This window comes from Pseudomonas sp. LABIM340 (genome assembly GCF_040017195.2).
GTDB lineage: Bacteria > Pseudomonadota > Gammaproteobacteria > Pseudomonadales > Pseudomonadaceae > Pseudomonas.
The window spans coordinates 5,850,549-5,865,906 of sequence record NZ_CM200227.1 but is presented as its reverse complement, the minus strand read 5'-3'; the positions used below and the strand labels follow the sequence as shown (position 1 = coordinate 5,865,906).

Annotated in this window: 14 protein-coding genes; 10 read left to right on the top strand and 4 right to left on the bottom strand. The window is 65.9% G+C overall.

Annotated features, from left to right (window positions below):
- Positions 1 to 9: 9 nt before the first annotated feature.
- Positions 10 to 1,209 carry a nicotinate phosphoribosyltransferase gene (gene pncB, locus ABKS89_RS27080; RefSeq protein ID WP_138214061.1) on the bottom strand — a complete coding sequence of 400 codons (1,200 nt, stop codon included), beginning with the start codon at positions 1,207 to 1,209 and terminating at the stop codon, positions 10 to 12.
- A gap of 2 nt (positions 1,210 to 1,211) precedes the next feature.
- Entirely contained in the window at positions 1,212 to 1,859 is a 648-nt protein-coding gene (locus ABKS89_RS27075) for a nicotinamidase (RefSeq protein WP_138214062.1), read from the bottom strand.
- A 169-nt stretch (positions 1,860 to 2,028) separates the two neighbouring features.
- Between ABKS89_RS27075 and ABKS89_RS27070 the strand changes: the two genes are divergently transcribed.
- Positions 2,029 to 2,721 (top strand): NUDIX hydrolase, encoded by a 693-nt coding sequence (locus ABKS89_RS27070; RefSeq protein WP_138214063.1) that lies wholly within the window; start codon positions 2,029 to 2,031, stop codon positions 2,719 to 2,721.
- 10 nt (positions 2,722 to 2,731) lie between these two features.
- Here the strand turns inward: ABKS89_RS27070 and ABKS89_RS27065 are convergent, their stop codons facing one another.
- Entirely contained in the window at positions 2,732 to 3,625 is an 894-nt protein-coding gene (locus ABKS89_RS27065; protein ID WP_138214064.1) for a LysR family transcriptional regulator, read from the bottom strand.
- 119 nt (positions 3,626 to 3,744) lie between these two features.
- On the opposite strand from ABKS89_RS27065, the gene amaB reads away from it, so the two are divergent.
- The 9 genes from amaB (at position 3,745) to ABKS89_RS27020 (ending at position 14,603) form a co-directional block, all read left to right on the top strand.
- Entirely contained in the window at positions 3,745 to 5,235 is a 1,491-nt protein-coding gene (gene amaB, locus ABKS89_RS27060) for an L-piperidine-6-carboxylate dehydrogenase (RefSeq protein ID WP_348588310.1), read from the top strand.
- Positions 5,236 to 5,377: 142 nt separating this feature from the next.
- Positions 5,378 to 6,661, top strand: coding sequence for an L-pipecolate oxidase (gene amaA / locus ABKS89_RS27055; protein WP_348588309.1), 1,284 nt, complete (start codon positions 5,378 to 5,380; stop codon positions 6,659 to 6,661).
- 432 nt (positions 6,662 to 7,093) lie between these two features.
- Complete coding sequence (locus tag ABKS89_RS27050; protein WP_138214067.1) at positions 7,094 to 8,230, top strand: branched-chain amino acid ABC transporter substrate-binding protein; 1,137 nt, start codon at positions 7,094 to 7,096, stop codon at positions 8,228 to 8,230.
- A 134-nt stretch (positions 8,231 to 8,364) separates the two neighbouring features.
- Positions 8,365 to 9,279: an ABC transporter permease subunit gene (locus tag ABKS89_RS27045; protein WP_081515564.1), complete on the top strand. Its 915-nt coding sequence runs from the start codon at positions 8,365 to 8,367 to the stop codon at positions 9,277 to 9,279.
- Positions 9,280 to 9,281: 2 nt separating this feature from the next.
- On the top strand, positions 9,282 to 10,586 hold the full coding sequence (gene livM, locus ABKS89_RS27040; RefSeq protein WP_348588308.1) for a high-affinity branched-chain amino acid ABC transporter permease LivM: 1,305 nt from the start codon (positions 9,282 to 9,284) through the stop codon (positions 10,584 to 10,586).
- A complete protein-coding gene (locus ABKS89_RS27035) occupies positions 10,583 to 11,458 on the top strand; it encodes an ATP-binding cassette domain-containing protein (protein ID WP_138214069.1) in 876 nt (291 codons plus the stop codon). Before livM ends, ABKS89_RS27035 begins: the two co-directional genes overlap by 4 nt.
- Complete coding sequence (locus ABKS89_RS27030) at positions 11,455 to 12,171, top strand: ABC transporter ATP-binding protein (RefSeq protein WP_138214070.1); 717 nt, start codon at positions 11,455 to 11,457, stop codon at positions 12,169 to 12,171. Before ABKS89_RS27035 ends, ABKS89_RS27030 begins: the two co-directional genes overlap by 4 nt.
- Before the next feature lie 227 nt (positions 12,172 to 12,398).
- A complete protein-coding gene (gene lhpI, locus ABKS89_RS27025; RefSeq protein WP_348588307.1) occupies positions 12,399 to 13,328 on the top strand; it encodes a bifunctional Delta(1)-pyrroline-2-carboxylate/Delta(1)-piperideine-2-carboxylate reductase in 930 nt (309 codons plus the stop codon).
- Between the two features lie 510 nt (positions 13,329 to 13,838).
- The gene (locus tag ABKS89_RS27020; RefSeq protein ID WP_138214072.1) at positions 13,839 to 14,603 is read left to right on the top strand and encodes an SDR family oxidoreductase; all 765 of its coding nucleotides are present in this window, start codon (positions 13,839 to 13,841) and stop codon (positions 14,601 to 14,603) included.
- Between the two features lie 181 nt (positions 14,604 to 14,784).
- Here ABKS89_RS27020 and ABKS89_RS27015 read toward each other — a convergent pair whose 3' ends face one another.
- Entirely contained in the window at positions 14,785 to 15,357 is a 573-nt protein-coding gene (locus ABKS89_RS27015; protein ID WP_348588306.1) for a HupE/UreJ family protein, read from the bottom strand.
- Between the last annotated feature and the right edge of the window lies 1 nt (position 15,358).

The following is a 15,358-nucleotide window of genomic DNA, read 5'->3' as shown; positions in this document are numbered from 1 at the left end:
GGAAAAGGGTTACACCGGCACCTTGAACACGTGGCGCAGGTAGGCGACGAAGTTCTCGTCGCGGCATTGGGTCTTGCCCGGGGTGTCGGAAATCTTCGCCACGGGATGGCCGTTGCAGGCCGTCATCTTGATCACGATGTTCATCGGTTCCACACCGGGGATGTCGCAGGTCAGGTTGGTACCGATACCGAAACTGACGTTGATCTTGCCACGCAATGCGCGGAAGAGCTGCAACGCCTTGGGCATGTCGAGGCCGTCGGAGAACACCAGGGTCTTGCTCATCGGGTCGATCCCCAGGCGGCGGTAGTGGGCGATGGCCTTCTCGGCCCAGACCAGCGGGTCGCCCGAATCGTGGCGCAGGCCATCGAAGAGCTTGGCGAAGTACAGGTCGAAGTCGCTGAGGAAGGCGTCCATGGTAATGCAGTCGGTCAGCGCGATGCCCAGCTGGCCGCGGTACTCGCGCACCCAGCAGTCCAGCGCGGCGATCTGGCTGTCGATCAGCCGCGGGCCGAGTTGCTGGTGCGCCATCAGCCATTCGTGGGCCATGGTGCCGATGGGCTTCACGTCGAACTCGCGGGCCAGGTGCACGTTGCTGGTGCCGACGAAGCGGCCGGGGAAGTCGCGCTTGAGGATGTGCACGACTTCTTCCTGGGTGCGGTAGGAGAAGCGCCGGCGGGTGCCGAAGTCGGCCACCTGGAATTCCTTCAGCTCCTCCGCGCTGGCGTTGCCGGCGAGCCAGTCGAGCTTGCGATAGAGCTGCTCACCGACCTGCTCCAGCACGACTTCGCGGTAGCGATAGCGGTTGCGCACTTCGCTGACGATGGCCAGCAGCGGCACCTCGAAGAGGATCACGTGCAGCCATGGCCCGCGCAGGCGAATGGCCAGCTGGCCGTCCTCGATGCTGGTGTGCACGTAGCGCAGGTTGAAGCGGAACAGGCTGAGGAAGCGGATGAAGTCCGGCTTGATGAACGGGATGCGTTCGAGGAAGGCCAACTGGTCCGGGGTGGCTTCCAGCTCGGCCAGACGTTCGATCTGGTAACGGATTTCCGCGAGGTACGGGCGCAGGTCCTCGGCGTTGCGGCAGCGGAACTCCCACTCCACCTCGGCGTTGGGGTAGTTGTGCAGCACCGCCTGCATCATCGTCAGCTTGTAGAAGTCGGTGTCCAGCAGGTTCTGCACGATGCTGTCGGCAAACACGCTCTCGGCCATGATCAATTCTCCCTGATGCCCATGAGGGCCTCGTCCAGTTCGTTCGCGTCCGCGCAGAGCAGAACCCCGGCGCTGCGCATCTCGGCGCAGGCGACCTTCGCGGTTTCCTCCGCGATGGCGCGGCAAGCCGGCAGGTACAGCAGCACCTGGAAGCCGGCGCGGCGCAGTTGCAGCGCGGTGGTCTTCACGCAGTAGTCCAGCGCCAGGCCGCCCACCAGAACGTGGCTGACCGCATTCTGCCGCAGGTATTCGATTACCCCGGTGCTGCGACGTTCCGCCAGGTCGTGGTAGCACGCACCGTAGGGGTGCAGGTCCGGCTCCACGCCCTTCCAGATGAAGAAGTCGTAGTCCATCGGTTTGGGCAGCTCATCCAGCAGCTCGAAGCCCGGCGTGCCCGGCACGCAGTGGCTGACCCAGGTGAGGTCGGCATTGGGCAGGGCGAGCGGTTGCAGCATCTGTGCCGGTTCGCTCACTACCCAGGGCGCTTGCGGGCTGTGGGCGTCCTTGCTGCCCAGGCGCAGGCTGGCGCGTTCGGCCATCAGGTTGAGGGCGCCGCCGATGGCATCACCGCCGGGCACCGGCAGCTCGTTGGGGCAGAGTGGGGTGAAGCTCTTCTGGGCGTCTACATCGAAGCTGGCGATCAGGTTCATGGAAGCCTCCGCTTGACCGTTGGTGGTCTGTCGTGGCTACATAATTCACGACGTGAAATAAGTCGTCAAGCAGAAAGATGGAAAATCATGGGAGGTGGAAGATGCTTTCTGTACATGGTGAAATAAGTCACAGGGCTTCTTCCGGCGAGGAAGCATTCGAGGAGCATCGATGAGTACCGCTGAAGTGCTGGCCACCGTGGATATCGTGGCGCTGCGCCTGAACCCCGAGCAGGGGTTGGAGCTGCTGCTGATTCGCCGCGCCCAGGCACCGTTCGAAGGCCAGTGGGCGCTGCCCGGCGTGCTGATCAATGGCCGCTGCGCCGACCATGGCCTGGATGATGCCGCCCTGCGTGCGCTGCGCGAGAAGGCGCGGGTGAAGCCGGCGTACATGGAGCAGGTGGCGACCGTGGGCAATGCGGTGCGTGACCCGCGCGGCTGGTCCTTGAGCGTGTTCTACCTCGTGCTGGTGGCGCCGGATACTGCACTGGCCGCCGACGACCTGGATTTCGTGCCATTGGACGCCGTGCGCGGCGAGCGCTTCGCCTTGCCCTTCGACCATACCCAACTGGTGCAGCAGGCCTGTGAGCGGCTGGCGGGCAAATCGGTGTACAGCGCGCTGCCGCTGCACCTGCTGCCGGAGCGCTTCACCGTGGCCGAGGCGCTGAAGGCTTTCGAGTGGTCCATCGGCGAGGAAATCCAGCATTCCAGCCTGCGCGGCCGGCTGGAGCGGATGAAGGCGGCGGGCTGGGTGGAAGACACCGGAGAGCGCCACCAGCCGCCGATGGGGCGGCCGCAGCATATTCTGCGCTTCACGCCACAGGGGGATGGGGCGTTTGTGTTTGACCGGAGTCTGCTGGTCTGAACACCCAGCGCTAGCCCTCCATCCGTTCCCCAATCCACTCCACGAACGCCCTGACCTTGGGCACCGCCGCCGCATGCTCGGGGTAAGCCAGGTAGTAGCCGCTGCGGCTCTGCAGGCCGTGCTGCCAGGCGATCACCAGCTTGCCTTCGCTCAGCTCCTCTTCCACCAGGAACCGCGGCAGCAGCGCCACGCCGCAGCCGGCTTGCGCTGCGCGGATGCACATGTAGAAGGTGTCGAAGCGCGGCCCGTGGTAGCTGTGCTCGCTGTGCTGGCCGAGGCTGAGGAACCACTCGTGCCAGGCTTCCTGGCGCGTGGCGTTCTGCAGCAGGACCAGGTCCGCCAACTGGGTCGGGTCGTTCAGCAGCTGCGCCGGCAGGATCGCCGGTGAGCACACCGGCACCATCTCCTCGCCGAACAGCGCCACGCACTCCGCGCCAGGCAGGGTGCCGGCGCCGAAGAAGAATGCGATGTCGCAGCGTGATTGCAGCAGGTCGCCGGGCTCCAGCTCCTGGCGCAGATCCAGGTGGATGTTCGGGTGACGGTGACGCCAGCCGTTCAGCCGCGGGATCAGCCAGCGCGCGCCGAAGGTCGGTGGCGTCGCCACGCGCAGCACTTCGGTCTCGCCGCCGTAGGACAGCAGGTAGTGGGTGGACATCTCCACCTGCGTGAGGATCTTGCGCACCTCTACCAGGTACAGGTCGCCCGCCGGGGTCAGTTGCAGCCGGCGGCGTACACGGCGGAACAGCAGGTGCTGGAGCATTTCCTCCAGCTGCGCCACCTGCTTGCTCACCGCGCTCTGGGTCAGGTTCAGCTCTTCGGAGGCACGGGTGAAACTCAGGTGCCGCGCCACCGCTTCGAAGCATTGCAGGGCGGTCATGGACGGCAGGTGGCGTTTGCTCAGCATGGCGGGCAGTTCATGAATTTACGGAATGATGTGCATAGGAAACGTCGTTTGTTGTGCCCAGGCAAGCCGTTTATTACTGCTGGCATTCCAACTGGTTCTGAACCCAATCAGGAGTCCGCATGATTTCCGCACTGCTCGAATCCCTCGGCGTCGACGCCCGCCTGGTCACCGGTGGCGATCAGGTCATCCACTCTCCCATCGACGGCAGCCGCCTGGGCGCGGTGCGCCTGGAAAGCGCCGCCGAGGTGGAGCAGAAGATCGGCCGCGCCGCCCATGCCTTCGACGCCTGGCGCAAGGTGCCGGCGCCGCGTCGCGGTGAGCTGGTGCGGCTGTTTGGCGAGGAGCTGCGGGCGAGCAAGGCGGCGCTCGGCGAGCTGGTGTCCTGGGAGGCCGGCAAGATCACCCAGGAAGGCCAGGGCGAAGTGCAGGAGATGATCGACATCTGCGACTTCGCCGTCGGCCTGTCGCGCCAGCTCTACGGCCTGACCATCGCTTCCGAGCGCCCCGGCCACCACATGCGCGAAACCTGGCACCCGCTGGGCGTGGTCGGGGTGATCAGCGCGTTCAACTTCCCGGTCGCCGTGTGGTCATGGAACACCGCGCTGGCGCTGGTCTGTGGCAATTCGGTGGTGTGGAAGCCGTCGGAGAAGACCCCGCTCACCGCGCTGGCCTGCCAGGCGCTGTTCGAGCGCGCATTGAGCAAGTTCGGTGATGCCCCGGCGCACCTCAGCCAGGTAGTGATCGGTGATCGCAGCGCCGGCGAAGCGCTGGTCGACGACGTGCGCGTCGCCCTGGTCAGCGCCACCGGCAGCACCCGCATGGGCAGTGAAGTCGGTCCGCGCGTGGCAGCCCGTTTCGGCCGCAGCATTCTCGAACTGGGCGGCAACAACGCGATGATCCTGGCGCCCAGCGCCGACCTCGACATGGCTGTGCGTGCCGTGCTGTTCAGCGCCGTCGGCACCGCCGGGCAGCGCTGCACCACCCTGCGCCGGCTGATCGCCCACGAGTCGGTGAAGGACGAATTCGTCAGCCGCCTGAAGACCGCCTACGCCAAGGTGCGCATCGGCCATCCGCTGGAAGGCAACCTGGTTGGTCCGCTGATCGACGAGCGCAGCTTCCTCGCCATGCAGGGCGCGCTGGAGCAGGCGCGCGGCGAAGGCGGCGTGGTGTTCGGCGGCGAGCGTCAGCTGGCCGAGAAATTCCCCGAGGCCTACTACGTGTCGCCGGCCATCGTCGAGATGCCCGAACAGAGCGACGTGGTGCGCAGCGAGACCTTCGCGCCGATCCTCTACGTGGTGCCCTACAAGGACTTCAACGACGCGGTGGCGCTGAACAACGGCGTGCCCCAGGGGCTGTCGTCGTGCATCTTCACCACTGACCTGCGCGAGGCGGAAGCCTTCATCTCGGCGGTGGGCAGCGACTGCGGCATCGCCAACGTCAACATCGGCCCCAGCGGCGCGGAAATCGGCGGCGCCTTTGGTGGCGAGAAGGAAACCGGCGGCGGTCGCGAATCCGGCTCCGACGCCTGGAAGGGCTACATGCGCCGGCAGACCAACACCGTGAACTACTCGCGGGAACTGCCGCTGGCGCAGGGCATAGTCTTCGACTGAGGCCAGTTCCGGCCCGCCAACGTAGGGCGAATAACCGCTTGCGGTTATCCGCCGGCCTTTTGTGCTGGGCTGCGTTATGCGCCCTACGAAAGGCACAGCTGTACAGAGTCATTCACAAAGGTTCGCGTAGAAGGATCGCTGGATGTCGCTTCGCCAAGAGTGTCTGTGGGAACACCTGACTCCCGCCCGCCCGGAAGCCCCGGAGCTGCGAGGGGATCGCAAGGTCGACGTGTGTGTCATCGGCGCGGGCTTCACCGGCCTGTCCGCCGCGCTGCATCTGCTGGAGCGCGACCAGAAGGTCTGCGTGCTGGAAGCCCACACCACCGGGCACGGTGGCTCGGGGCGCAACGTCGGGCTGGTCAACGCCGGCCTTTGGATTCCCCCGGACGAGATCGAAGCGGGCATGGGCGCGGAGATTGGCCAGCGGGTCAATCGCATGCTCGGCAACGCACCGTCGCTGGTGTTCTCGCTGATCGACCAATACGGCATCGATTGCCAGGCGCGCCGCGAAGGCACGCTGCACATGGCACACAACGCCCGTGGCCTGGCTGACCTGCGCAGCCGCTGCGAGCAATGGGGCCGCCGTGGGGCACCAGTGGAACTGCTCACCGGTACCGATTGCGAGCAGGCCTGCGGTACCGACAAGATTGCTGGTGCGCTGCTCGACCGCCGCGCTGGCACGCTCAATCCCATGGGCTACGTCAGCGGCCTGGCCCGCGCGGTGGTCGGCCTGGGTGGCGAGCTGTACCACCATTCCCCGGTGGTCGGCCTGGTGCGCGTGGGCAGCGCGTGGAACGTGATCACTGCCGGAGGCGTGGTGACCGCCGACAAGGTGGTGATCGCCTCCAGCGCCTACACCGAAGGCGAGTGGACGGAGCTGCGCCGCACCTTCTTCCCCGGTTACTACTACCAGGTTGCCTCGCGTCCGCTGGAGGGCGCGGAAGCCGCGCGCATCCTGCCGGGTGGGCAGGGCTCCTGGGATACCCGCCAGGTGCTCAGCAGTATCCGTCGCGACGCCGACGGCCGCCTGCTGCTCGGCAGCCTCGGCAAGGGCACCGGCAAGCCGGCGTGGTTCCTCAAGAGCTGGGCGGACCGCATCCAGCAGCACTACTTCCCCAGGCTGGGCAAGGTGGACTGGGAGTTCACCTGGACCGGCTGCATCGACTTCACCCCCGACCACCTCATGCGCCTGTTCGAGCCGGCGCCGGGGCTGGTCGCCATGAGCGGCTACAACGGTCGTGGCGTCACCACCGGCACGGTGGTGGGCAAGGCCTTCGCCGACTTCCTGCTGGACGGTGACGCCAGCGCCTTGCCGATGCCGCTCAGGCCCATGGAGGAAATCTCCGCGGTGGGCCTGCGCAGCTGTCTGTACGAAGCCGGCTTCTCCCTCTACCACGCCGGGCAATGCCTGCGGGTGGTGATCTGAGGTCGCGGCATTTGAGGGGAGGGCGCGGGGCGAGGGCCGCCCCGGTTTGACCTGCCAACGCTCGCTGCACTTTGGTCTAGCCTCTTATGGTGCGTTACCCCGACGGGTCTGCACCGCGGATGTGCAGTTCGGTGACAGCAATGGTTACGGTTGGGGTTGCGCCTGTGGTGGCTGGAAAAAGCCAGCTCACGGGAAGGTCGGTTGCACCCTGCCACCTTCTCGGTTGCACCTTATTCTTTCAGTGGGTTGCACGTGTCTAGCACTTGATGTCTGCCAGCTCGGGCTGTTTTCGCTGTAGGACTTGGTTAATAACAAAAACGAATGGCACGCCGCTTGCTGTTGATTGATCGCTAAGTCGCTGAATCGCTACACGAGAAATCGCCAACAAGAAATACAACGCGCCATTACAAAAACCCTCAGGAGCAAAACTCCATGTCGCAGAAGATTTTCAGAAAAGGCTTTCTGGCTCTGGCGGTAACCACCGCACTGGGCATGTCTTCCGTTGTACAGGCCGATGTCGTTATCGGGGTCGCAGGTCCGCATACCGGGGCCAACGCCTCGTTCGGGGAGCAGTACTGGCGTGGGGCTAGCCAGGCCGCGGAAGACATCAACGCCGCCGGTGGTATCAATGGCGAGAAGATCAAACTGGTGAAGGCGGACGACGCCTGCGAACCGAAACAGGCCGTGGCCGTGGCCAACCGCCTGGTGGACCAGGACAAGGCGGTCGCCGTGGTCGGCCACTTCTGCTCCTCTTCCACCATCCCCGCCTCGGAGGTCTACGACGAGGCCGGCGTCATCGCCATCACCCCCGGTTCCACCAACCCGCAGGTCACCGAGCGCGGCCTTTCCGGCATGTTCCGCATGTGCGGCCGTGACGACCAGCAGGGCGTGGTCGCCGGCGACTACATCGTCGACGTACTGAAGGCCAAGAAGGTCGCGGTGATCCACGACAAGGACACCTATGGCCAGGGCCTGGCGGACGCCACCCGTGCGCAGCTGAACAAGCGCGGCGTGAAGGAAGTGCTGTACGAAGGGCTGACCCGTGGCGAGAAGGACTTCAACGCCCTGGTCACCAAGATCCGCGCCTCGGGCGCAGAAGTCGTCTACTTCGGCGGCCTGCACCCGGAAGCCGGCCCGCTGGTCCGTCAGATGCGCGAGCAGGGCCTGACCGCCAAGTTCATGTCCGACGACGGCATCGTTACCGACGAACTGGTCACCACCGCTGGCGGCCCGCAGTACGTCAAGGGCGTGCTGATGACCTTCGGCGCCGACCCGCGCCTGATCCCGGACGGCAAGGCCGTGGTGGAGAAATTCCGCGCCAACGGTTTCGAGCCCGAGGGCTACACCCTCTACGCCTACTCCTCGGTACAGGCCCTGGCCGCCGCCTTCAATGGCGCGGGCAAGACCGACCCGGCCAAGGCCAGCGCCTGGCTGAAGGCCAACCCGGTGCAGACCGTGATGGGCAAGAAGGAGTGGGACAAGAAGGGCGACCTGAAAGTCTCCGACTACGTGGTCTACGAGTGGGACGACAAGGGCAAGTACCACCAGCTCGACGCGTTCAAGAAGTAACCGCCTGACCGGCCGGCGCCGCTACCCGCGGCGCCGGCTTCCCCGCAGGTCGACGAAACGCGCGCAGCTGGTCACGAGCCGGTGATTGCGCGAGCCGTCCGCCTTTCCTGCCCTGCTTGCGCGAGTACTCAATCGTGGACGGTATCTTCCTCCAGCAAATGATCAACGGGCTGACCCTGGGGTCGGTCTACGGCCTGATCGCCATCGGCTACACGATGGTCTACGGCATCATCGGCATGATCAACTTCGCCCACGGCGAGGTGTACATGATCTCCGCCTACCTCTCCGCCGTGGGCCTTGCGCTGCTCGCCTTCTTCGGCCTGCAGTCGTTCCCGCTGCTGATCCTCGGCACGCTGGTCTTCACCATCTTCGTCACCGGAGTCTACGGCTGGGTGATCGAGCGTATCGCCTACAAGCCGCTGCGCAACTCCACGCGCCTGGCCCCGCTGATCTCCGCCATCGGCATGTCGCTGATCCTGCAGAACTACGTGCAGCTGGCCCAGGGCCCGCGCCAGCAAGGCGTGCCGACCCTGCTCGACGGCGCCTTCAAGTTCCACATCGGCGAAGGCTTCGTGCAGCTGACCTACACCAAGGTGTTCATCCTCATCGCCGCCTTCGTCGGCATGGCGGTGCTGACCTACGTGATCCAGTACACCAAGCTCGGGCGCATGTGCCGCGCCACCCAGCAGGACCGCAAGATGGCCTCGATCCTGGGGATCAACACCGACCGGGTGATCTCCTACGTGTTCATCATCGGCGCCGCCATGGCCGCGCTGGCCGGCGTGCTGATCACCATGAACTACGGCACCTTCGACTTCTACGCGGGCTTCATCATCGGCATCAAGGCGTTCACCGCCGCAGTGCTCGGCGGTATCGGCTCGCTGCCCGGTGCCATGCTCGGCGGATTGATCCTGGGCGTGGCCGAGGCGCAGTTCTCGGGCATGGTGAACACCGACTTCAAGGACGTGTTCGCCTTCGGCCTGCTGGTGACCATCCTGATCTTCCGGCCGCAAGGGCTCCTGGGTCGTCCCCAGGTGTCGAAGGTGTAAGCATGACGTCCGCCTCCCAGACTTCAGCCGCGCCCAAGACTGCGCGCATCGATATCAAGAAGAGCCTCGTCGACACCGTGCTCGCCGGGCTGATCGCCCTGATCGTGTTCGGCCCCATCGTCGGCATCGTGCTCGATGGCTACAGCTTCAAGGTCGAACCGGTGCGCCTCGCCTGGATGATCGGCGCGGTGATGCTCGGCCGCCTGCTGCTCAGCCTGTTCCTGCAGACCCCCGCCGGCTCCCGCGTGATGGACCGCTTCGAGACCTCCGACTCGGGCATCAGCGTCCTGCCGCCGGGCTACAAGACGCGCCTGCGCTGGATAGTCCCGCTGGTGATCCTCGCCGCGGTGATCTTCCCGTTCTTCGCCAGCAAGTACCTGCTCACCGTGATCATCCTCGGGCTGATCTACGTGCTGCTGGGCCTGGGCCTGAACATCGTGGTCGGCCTCGCCGGCCTGCTCGACCTGGGCTACGTGGCCTTCTACGCCATCGGCGCCTACGGCCTCGCGCTGGGCTACCAGTACCTAGGCCTGGGCTTCTGGACGGTGCTGCCGCTGGCGGCCATCGTCGCCGCGCTGGCGGGGGCACTACTGGGCTTCCCGGTGTTGCGGATGCACGGTGACTACCTGGCCATCGTGACCCTGGGCTTCGGCGAGATCATCCGCCTGATCCTCAACAACTGGCTGTCCTTCACCGGCGGCCCGAACGGCATGCCGGTACCGGCGCCGACCTTCTTCGGCCTCGAATTCGGCCGCCGGGCCAAGGACGGCGGCACGCCGATCCACGAGTTCCTCGGCATCGATTACAACCAGAACTTCAAGTTCCTGTTCATCTACGTGGTGCTCTTCCTGGTGGTGCTGCTGGTGCTCTACATCAAGCACCGGCTGACCCGCATGCCGGTCGGCCGCGCCTGGGAAGCGCTGCGCGAGGACGAGATCGCCTGCCGCGCCATGGGCCTGAACCACGTGCTGGTGAAACTCTCGGCGTTCATGCTCGGCGCCTCCACCGCAGGTCTGGCCGGGGTGTTCTTCGCCAGCTACCAGGGCTTCGTCAACCCGTCGTCCTTCACCTTCTTCGAGTCCGCGCTGATCCTCGCCATCGTGGTGCTGGGCGGCATGGGCTCGACGGTGGGCGTGGTGATCGCCGCCTTCGTCCTCACCGTCGCGCCGGAACTGCTGCGCAGCTTCGCCGACTACCGCGTGCTGCTGTTCGGCATCCTCATGGTGCTGATGATGATCTGGCGCCCGCGCGGGCTGATCCGCATCAGCCGCTCGGGCTTCGCCGTACGCAAGGGGGTGGCGCCATGAGTGCTGACAAGATCCTCAGCGTCGAGCACCTGATGATGCACTTCGGCGGCATCAAGGCGCTCAACGACGTCAACCTCGACGTGGAGCGCGGCTCCATCACCGCGCTGATCGGCCCCAACGGCGCCGGCAAGACCACGGTGTTCAACTGCCTCACCGGCTTCTACAAGGCCACCGGCGGCAACATCCTGCTCAACACCCAGGGCGGCACCACCGACGTCATCAAGGTGCTCGGCCAGCCGTTCCAGGGCAGCGACTTCGTCAACCCGGCGCAGTTCGGCAATCGCGTCTTCTACAAGATGTTCGGCGGTACTCACCTGGTGAACCGCGCAGGGCTCGCGCGCACTTTCCAGAACATCCGGCTGTTCCGCGAGATGTCGGTGGTGGAGAACCTGCTGGTGGCCCAGCACATGTTCGTCAACCGCAACCTCATCGCCGGCGTGCTCAACACCCCCGGCTACCGCCGCGCGGAAAGCGAGGCGCTGGACCACGCCTTCTACTGGCTGGAAGTGGTGGACCTGGTGGATTGCGCCAACCGCCTCGCCGGCGAGATGTCCTACGGGCAGCAGCGCCGCCTGGAGATCGCCCGCGCCATGTGTACCCGGCCTGAGCTGATCTGCCTCGACGAACCCGCCGCCGGCCTGAACCCGGCCGAGACCCAGGCGCTGGCGCGCATCGTGCGCTACCTGCGCGACCACCACGGCATCACCGTGCTGCTGATCGAACACGATATGGGCATGGTGATGAACATCTCCGACCACATCATCGTGCTCGACCACGGCGTGGTCATTGCCCGTGGCGCGCCGGACGAAATCCGCCACAACGAGAAAGTGATCGCCGCCTATCTCGGCGCAGACGAAGAGGAGCTGGCATGACGGCGCCGATGTTGGAATTCCGTGAGGTCGATGTGTTCTACGGGCCGATCCAGGCGCTGAAGAAAGTCTCGCTGACCGTCAACGAAGGGGAAACCGTGGCGCTGATCGGCGCCAACGGCGCAGGCAAGTCGACGCTGCTGATGTCGATCTTCGGCCAGCCGCGCGCAGCCGGTGGCGCGATCCTCTACAAGGGCCAGGACATTCGCCACAAGTCCGCGCACTACGTGGCCTCCAACGGCATCGCGCAGTCGCCGGAAGGGCGCCGGGTGTTCCCCGACATGACCGTGGAGGAGAACCTGCTGATGGGCACCATCCCCGTCGGCATGGAGCATGCGCAGGAGGACATGCAGCGCATGTTCGACCTCTTCCCGCGGCTGAAGGAGCGGCGCAACCAGCGCGCTATGACCATGTCCGGCGGCGAGCAGCAGATGCTCGCCATCGCCCGCGCGCTGATGAGCCGGCCCAAGCTGCTGCTGCTCGACGAACCCTCGCTGGGCCTGGCGCCCATCGTGGTCAAGCAGATCTTCCAGACCCTGCGCGAGCTGGCGCAGAGCGGGATGACGCTGTTCCTCGTGGAGCAGAACGCCAACCACGCGCTGAAGCTGTCCGACCGTGGCTACGTGATGGTCAACGGCGAGATCCGCCTGAGCGGCACCGGCGCCGAGCTGCTGGGCAACCAGGAGGTTCGCAACGCGTATCTGGGCGGGCACTGACCCATCACCTTACGTAGCGGTATTTGTCGTTCTATGGAAAACCGGTGCCGCGTCCTGCCCTCACCCCAACCCTCTCCCGGAGGGAGAGGGGGCAGATCGTGCCGGCTGACGCCATAGTTTCATCCTGCTCCGAATGGTCCCCTCTCCCGCTTGCGGGAGAGGGTTAGGGTGAGGGGCTCTTGATCTTCGGGGTGGACTACCCACCGTTCTCTCCAAGAGGGGTTTCCATGCAAGACCTCCGCTTCCTCACCAACGCCGACGTCGCCGAACGCCTGAGTTATCCCCAACTGATCGAAGCCCTGCGCATCGGCCTCGCCGGAGCCTGCGAAGCCCCGGTACGCGGCTGCCATGAACTGCCCGGCAACGCCTCGCTGCTGACCATGCCGGTGTGGCGGCCGGGGCAGGACATCGGCGTGAAGCTGGTTACCGTGTTCCCCGAGAACGGCGCGAAGAACCTGCCGGCGGTGGCCGCGCTGTTCTGCCTGTTCGATGGCGAGACCGGCCGTCCGCTGGCGATGCTCGAAGCCTCGGAAATGACTGCCCGGCGCACCGCCTGCACCTCCGCACTGGCCGCCGATTACCTGGTGCGCCGCGATGCGCGCCGGCTTCTGGTGGTCGGCAGTGGCACCCTGGCGCCGCACATGGTCCGTGCCCACTGCTCGGTGCGCGAGTACGAGGACATTGCCCTCTGGGGCCGACATGAAGACAAGGTGCATGCGCTGGTGAAGCAGCTGCAGGACGAAGGCTATCCCGTCCATGCCTGCGCCGATCTGCGCGGCGGCGTGGCGGCGGCGGACTGCATCAGCTGTGTCACCACCTCGCGCGAACCCATCGTCCATGGCGCCTGGCTGCGCTCGGGCTGCCACCTCGACCTGGTCGGCGCCTTCCTGCCGTCCATGCGCGAGACCGACAGCGAAGCCGTGCGCCGTGCGCGCATCGTGGTCGATACCCGCGAAGGCGCGCTGGAAGAGGCGGGCGACCTGCTGATTCCCATGGGCGAAGGCGTGATCGACGAGAGCGCTGTCGACTGCCAACTGGCCGACCTCCTGCACGGCCGCGGCGCACGCAAGGACGACAGCGAGATCACCCTGTTCAAGTCCGTGGGTTATGCACTGGAAGACCTGATCGCCGCGCGCCTGCTGCTTTGCGTGAATTAATCCAAGGAATCTGTGGGCGGGCCTGTGGATAACGTCTGGGAGAACCTCGCCAGGCCCCATGGCCGCAGGCGCCGCCCGAGGCGGTCGATTTCTGTTCGATCACCCCGTAACCCCTGTATGGATGGACAGTTACGGCTTCGCGGAAAAGTTCCGTGCCTCCGCTAGTTGTCCCCGCCAGCCGTTGAAAGATCTGTGGATAACCTTGGGAAGAACTTCTCCAGCGCAGCGGCGGCGGGGCTTGCGGCGGGGCGCTCGAAAATCGTCCAGGGGAAACCCCGGTTCCGCTTGCCCACAGAAACCGTGGAGCAGCCTGTGGACAAGGTGGGTGCAACTCGTGCCAGGCCCGTGGTCATGGGGCTTTCAAGCCGCTGTTCGGGTTTTATCCAGCACGGCTGTAACGCAACGCGGAGGGTTCGGGCTGTTATGCTCGGCCGACCGACAAGAACGCGCACCGTACGATTCCCCGGCATGTATCGGCGACGGCAGTGCCCAGCATGAGGATTTTCAGTGATGACCACTCCCACTCTGTTCATTACCGGCGCCACCTCCGGCTTCGGCGAAGCCTGTGCGCGGCGTTTCGCCCGTGATGGCTGGTCGCTGGTGATCACCGGCCGCCGCGAGGAGCGCCTGAACGCCCTGGCCCAGGAGCTTTCCGCCGAGACCGAGGTACTGCCGCTGGTGCTCGACGTGCGCGACCGCGCGGCGATGACCGCCGCCGTGGACAGCCTGCCGGAGAAGTTCGCCAAGCTGCGCGGCCTGATCAACAACGCCGGCCTCGCCCTGGGCACCGACCCCGCGCAGAACTGCGAGCTGGATGACTGGGACACCATGGTGGACACCAACATCAAGGGCCTGATGTACGCCACCCGCCTGCTGCTGCCGCGTCTCATCGCCCACGGCCCGGGTGCGAGCATCCTCAACCTGGGTTCGGTGGCTGGTCACTGGCCCTATCCGGGCGGTCATGTCTACGGCGCGACCAAGGCCTTCGTCGAGCAGTTCTCGCTGAACCTGCGTTGCGACCTGCAGGGCACTGGCGTGCGCGTCACCAACCTCGAGCCTGGCATGTGCGAGAGCGAGTTCTCCCTGGTGCGCTTCGGCGGAGACCAGGCGAAGTACGACAAGACTTACGCAGGCGCCGAGCCGATCCAGTCCACGGACATTGCCGAGACCATCCACTGGATCATGAACCAGCCGCCGCACATCAACATCAACACCCTGGAGATCATGCCGGTGAGCCAGGCGTGGGCAGGGTTTGCGGTGCATCGCAAAGGGTGATGTCCTTGCCCGGGAGTTCCCCTCTCCCTAACCCTCTCCCTGAAGGGAGAGGGGACCGTTTGGTGCAGGTTGAAACCTTGGTGTCAGTCGGCATGGATAGCTCCCTCTCCCTTCGGAGCGGGGCGCGCAGCCAGGGCGGGGGGAGAGGGGAGGGCCCGCGCAGAGTTTTCAGGTAGGAGCCTCAGCCCGCGAGCAGCCAGGCGCCGGCACCCGCCGAAGCCAGCCCGGCGAAACGCACCAGTGGCGCTGCGGCTTGCGGCAGCAGGCGAACGATCCCGTAACCGGCCGCATGCAGTGCGGCGGTTGCGCCGACGAAGCCGGCGGCATACAGCCACGGGCTGCTCAGCTCCGGTAGCTCCAGCCCATGGGCCACGCCATGGGCGAGGGCGAACAGCGCGGTCGCGCCCATCGCCAGGAACAGCGGCGGACGCACCGCCAGCGCAACGCACAGGCCCAGCGCCAGCACGGAAGCGGCGATGCCGGTTTCCATGAACGGCATCTCCAGCCCCTCGAAGCCCAGCAGCCCGCCGATCAGCATGGTCACGACGAAGGTGCACGGCAGCGCCAGCCGCGCCGCGCCTTTCTGCTGCGCGGCCCAGAGGCCTACGGCGAGCATCGCCAGCAGGTGGTCGAGGCCGGTGACGGGGTGAGCGATGCCGGCGATCAGGCCGTGGTCGCCGTGGCCCGGATGGGCGAAGGCCACGGCCGGGGTGAGGAACAGCGCCAGGCTGTAGAAGGCTTTGCGCAGCTGCATG

What these genes read in the sequence shown, in the direction of transcription:
- ABKS89_RS27075 (WP_138214062.1), bottom strand. Translation starts at nt 1,859, where the DNA reads ATGAACCTGATCGCCAGCTTCGATGTAGACGCCCAGAAGAGCTTCACC.
- amaA (WP_348588309.1), top strand. Translation starts at nt 5,378, where the DNA reads ATGTCGCTTCGCCAAGAGTGTCTGTGGGAACACCTGACTCCCGCCCGC.
- pncB (WP_138214061.1), bottom strand. Translation starts at nt 1,209, where the DNA reads ATGGCCGAGAGCGTGTTTGCCGACAGCATCGTGCAGAACCTGCTGGAC.
- amaB (WP_348588310.1), top strand. Translation starts at nt 3,745, where the DNA reads ATGATTTCCGCACTGCTCGAATCCCTCGGCGTCGACGCCCGCCTGGTC.
- ABKS89_RS27050 (WP_138214067.1), top strand. Translation starts at nt 7,094, where the DNA reads ATGTCGCAGAAGATTTTCAGAAAAGGCTTTCTGGCTCTGGCGGTAACC.
- ABKS89_RS27015 (WP_348588306.1), bottom strand. Translation starts at nt 15,357, where the DNA reads ATGCAGCTGCGCAAAGCCTTCTACAGCCTGGCGCTGTTCCTCACCCCG.
- livM (WP_348588308.1), top strand. Translation starts at nt 9,282, where the DNA reads ATGACGTCCGCCTCCCAGACTTCAGCCGCGCCCAAGACTGCGCGCATC.
- lhpI (WP_348588307.1), top strand. Translation starts at nt 12,399, where the DNA reads ATGCAAGACCTCCGCTTCCTCACCAACGCCGACGTCGCCGAACGCCTG.
- ABKS89_RS27065 (WP_138214064.1), bottom strand. Translation starts at nt 3,625, where the DNA reads ATGCTGAGCAAACGCCACCTGCCGTCCATGACCGCCCTGCAATGCTTC.
- ABKS89_RS27030 (WP_138214070.1), top strand. Translation starts at nt 11,455, where the DNA reads ATGACGGCGCCGATGTTGGAATTCCGTGAGGTCGATGTGTTCTACGGG.
- ABKS89_RS27035 (WP_138214069.1), top strand. Translation starts at nt 10,583, where the DNA reads ATGAGTGCTGACAAGATCCTCAGCGTCGAGCACCTGATGATGCACTTC.
- ABKS89_RS27070 (WP_138214063.1), top strand. Translation starts at nt 2,029, where the DNA reads ATGAGTACCGCTGAAGTGCTGGCCACCGTGGATATCGTGGCGCTGCGC.
- ABKS89_RS27020 (WP_138214072.1), top strand. Translation starts at nt 13,839, where the DNA reads ATGACCACTCCCACTCTGTTCATTACCGGCGCCACCTCCGGCTTCGGC.